Raw genomic sequence first — 3,116 nt, forward strand, 5'->3', positions numbered from 1 at the left:
TCTTGGTGAACCAGCGGAACAGCCAGAACCCCCGAACGGTCTTGGTTTCGTAGATCAGTGAACGTGCGAAGACGGGGATGGTGAGTTTGTCGGGATCGGTTTGGCGGTGCGTGGACAGCGCACCGTACACGACCAGCTCACCGCCCTGTGCGAGCGCACGCGACACGTCCGCACCGACCTGACCGCTGACACAGTCGATCGCCTTGGACACGCCGTCGTGGCCTGCGATGTCGGCCACCCGTTCGCGCAGGTCCTCATCCTCCGTGCAGATCACCGCGGTGCCCCCCAGCGCGAGGATGTCCTCGACAGCGGATCGACGGCGGACCACGTTGAGGGTCTTGAATCCGAAGTGCACTCCGAGTTGGATGACCGACTGGCCCACGATCGAACCGGCCGCGGTCTGCAGGAGCCATTCACCCGGTCGGACATCGAGTTCATCGCCGGTCAAGATCACGGCGGTGAGCGGATTGCTGAGAATCTGCGCGGCCGTGGAATCGCTCATGCTGGCCGGAACCGGCAAGACCCGCTCGGCATCGGCGACGACATACTCCTGCCACGTGCCCGTCACTCCGACCGTGACGACGCGTTGGCCGACGGTCAGACCGTCTGTGCCGCTGCCGAGTTCGTCGATCACACCGACGGATTCGATTCCGGGTACGGCGGGGAACTCCGGGGTGAACCCGTATCTGCCGCGGATGGTATGCAGATCGCTAGCCTCGACCGGCGCAGCTACCACCCGGATCCGGACCTGGCCGGGACCGGGCTCCGGAAGCGGGCGAGTCTGCAGGTGCAGGACCTCGGACGGTTCGCCCACCGTGTCGGCGACGACAGACCGCATGGTGCTCATCTTCCTGATGGTCCTCCGGTCGGCTCCAGGTCTCACGGCTGTTCGGTGTGCATTAGATGCTGCCACCGGGTTCAGGCTTCGTTGGTCGGTTGCGGCAAGATGCCGCAGGTGCCGCGGCCCAAGAAATCCATCCGGGCCCCTTCGCTGTATCACTACTTCGCCAGCAAGGACGCGCTGTTCGCTGCGGTGGCGCGGACCGTGTTGACTCCAGGAAGTGGCAGTCAGGCGGGAGTTTGACACACTTCTAGAAGCCGGCATTCAGGTTGAAGGCAGGTGGCGCCTGGCCGGTGGGGGCCGAAGCGACGGACACACGGTCGGTCGCCAGCGCGTCCGTGGCGGAGATAGTGACCTCCCCAGGTCGATGATCAATAACTTCGGCGCGGCGCGGATCCCCTCGCCGAGGATCCAGGTCAGCCTCTCAGGTGGCACGTGGCAATATCGCCGCACGGAGACCGCGAGGTCGAAATACCCGTCGGGGGCATCGATGCCGGAGGCATGACACACCAGCGCACGAGGATGATTACCCAGGTCGCTGAGGGCGAGGTCACCAACAACCTTCGGATCCAGGTCGGTGACCGTCACCTCGACGTAGGGGTGTTTGTCCAGCAGTCTGCGCGACAGCCCGCCATTGCCCGATGTCAAGTCCAGGATCTTGGGGGCGGCCGTGTCGGTGACGTGCCGCAGGGCGATGTCGGCGAGTCGGTCATTGATACCGAACATCGATGTGCAGGTGGTCATCTGGCACTTTCTCGGGCAGGAATCAGCCCGCTGTCGATGCTCCGGGTCGGGTGGCTCGCAACGTTTCGGAGGTACTCGGCCCGGCAGGCGCGGTGGGCCAGCTTGCCGCTGGTGGTGCGGGGGATGGCGCCGGCGGCGAGCAGTTGCACGTCTGCCACGGCAAGGGCGTGGTTGCGTGAAACCGCGGCCCGGACCGCCTGGGCTACCTGCGCGTGCTCGGCTCGGCCCGCGCCGACGGCCCGTTCGGCGATGATCACCAGCCGCTCACCGGTGTCGTCGGTGACGACCCCGGGTAACTCGTTGGCCGGCACCGAGAACGCGACGACGAATCCTGAGCGTATCGCCGCGCAGGATTGCGAGACGGTGGCCTCGATGTCCTGCGGGTAGTGATTGCGTCCATCGATGATGACGAGGTCTTTGATCCGCCCGGTGATGTACAACTCGCCGTCCAGATAGACGCCGAGGTCTCCGGTCCGCAACCAAAAGCCGCTCACCGCGGACCCTTCGGCGTGGCTGCGGTATTCCAGCTGTGATTGCAGCTTGTTGCGGAACACCAGTTCGGTCTCGTCTTCTCGGCCCCAGTAGCCTCGGCCGACGTTGTCGCCCTGCAACCAGATCTCGCCGATCTCACCGTCGGCGAGTTCGACACCACTGTCGGGATGGGCGATGACCGCCCATTGACTGGGGATCACCTGCCCGCACGACACGTGGGCCACCGCGCCGGCGGCGTCGGGCGACACCGGAACGGCCCGGTGGGCGCCGAGCTGCTCGCGATCGAGGTAGATCACGCTCGGTCGGGCGTCGGGCGCGATACTGGCCACCGATAACGTTGCTTCGGCCATTCCGTAGGACGGCTTGATCGCCGTCGGCGCCAAACCGTAGGGCGCGAACGCCTCGGTGAACCGCTCGATCGCGGTCATGGTGACCGGTTCGGATCCGTTGAGCAGACCGGCCACGTTGCTCAGATCCAGGGTCTCGCCGTCGACCGGCACGCCGCGTTGGGCGGCGTGCTCGAAGGCGAAGTTCGGCGCCGCCGCGAAGGTACGTCCGTGCGCCGATTCGGCGGCCAGCGCCTTGATCCACCGCTGCGGTCGCCGCACGAACGCCAGCGGCGACATCAGCGTGATGTGCCCACCGCACAGCACCGGGAACATGATCATCATCAGACCCATGTCGTGGTAGAGCGGCAGCCAGCTGACGCTCCGAATGTTCATGTCAAGGCCGCCGGCGATGATCATCTGCACGACGTTGGTGCACACCGCGCGGTGGCTGATCTGGACACCGGCCGGAGTGCGGGTGGAGCCCGACGTGTATTGCAGATAGGCGATCTCATCGGTGCCAAGCACCGCGGGGATGAACGTCGCGCCCACCGAGTCCGGCACCGCATCCACGGCGATGACCCTTGGTCGCCGCCACCGCGGAAGTCTCCTCAGGAACACCCCGACCGATTCAGCAGCGCCGACGGTAGTGAGCACCACCGAGGGACGGGCATCGGCCAGGACCGCGTCAAGCCGTTCGCCATGCCCGGCCA

Annotated in this window: 4 protein-coding genes; 1 reads left to right on the forward strand and 3 read right to left on the reverse strand. The window is 66.0% G+C overall.

What is annotated here, in order from left to right:
- The coding region (locus tag QOC69_RS35645; protein ID WP_526447472.1) for a zinc-dependent alcohol dehydrogenase family protein at positions 1–847 on the reverse strand (847 nt) is incomplete at its 3' end.
- A 108-nt stretch (positions 848–955) separates the two neighbouring features.
- Between QOC69_RS35645 and QOC69_RS35650 the strand changes: the two genes are divergently transcribed.
- Positions 956–1,084 (forward strand): TetR family transcriptional regulator, encoded by a 129-nt coding sequence (locus QOC69_RS35650; protein WP_526447474.1) that lies wholly within the window; start codon positions 956–958, stop codon positions 1,082–1,084.
- Between the two features lie 21 nt (positions 1,085–1,105).
- On the opposite strand, the gene QOC69_RS35655 is transcribed toward QOC69_RS35650, so the two are convergent.
- Positions 1,106–1,585, reverse strand: coding sequence for a methyltransferase domain-containing protein (locus QOC69_RS35655; protein ID WP_526447476.1), 480 nt, complete (start codon positions 1,583–1,585; stop codon positions 1,106–1,108).
- A partial coding sequence (locus QOC69_RS35660) for an AMP-binding protein (protein WP_526447478.1) occupies positions 1,582–3,116 on the reverse strand: 1,535 nt, incomplete at its 5' end. The genes QOC69_RS35660 and QOC69_RS35655, both read right to left, overlap by 4 nt.

It is taken from the genome of Mycobacterium sp. (assembly GCF_032162105.1).
Taxonomy (GTDB): Bacteria; Actinomycetota; Actinomycetes; order Mycobacteriales; family Mycobacteriaceae; genus Mycobacterium.

Excerpts from the sequence above, each read along its gene's own strand:
- QOC69_RS35655 (WP_526447476.1), bottom strand. The coding sequence starts at position 1,585 with ATGACCACCTGCACATCGATGTTCGGTATCAATGACCGACTCGCCGAC.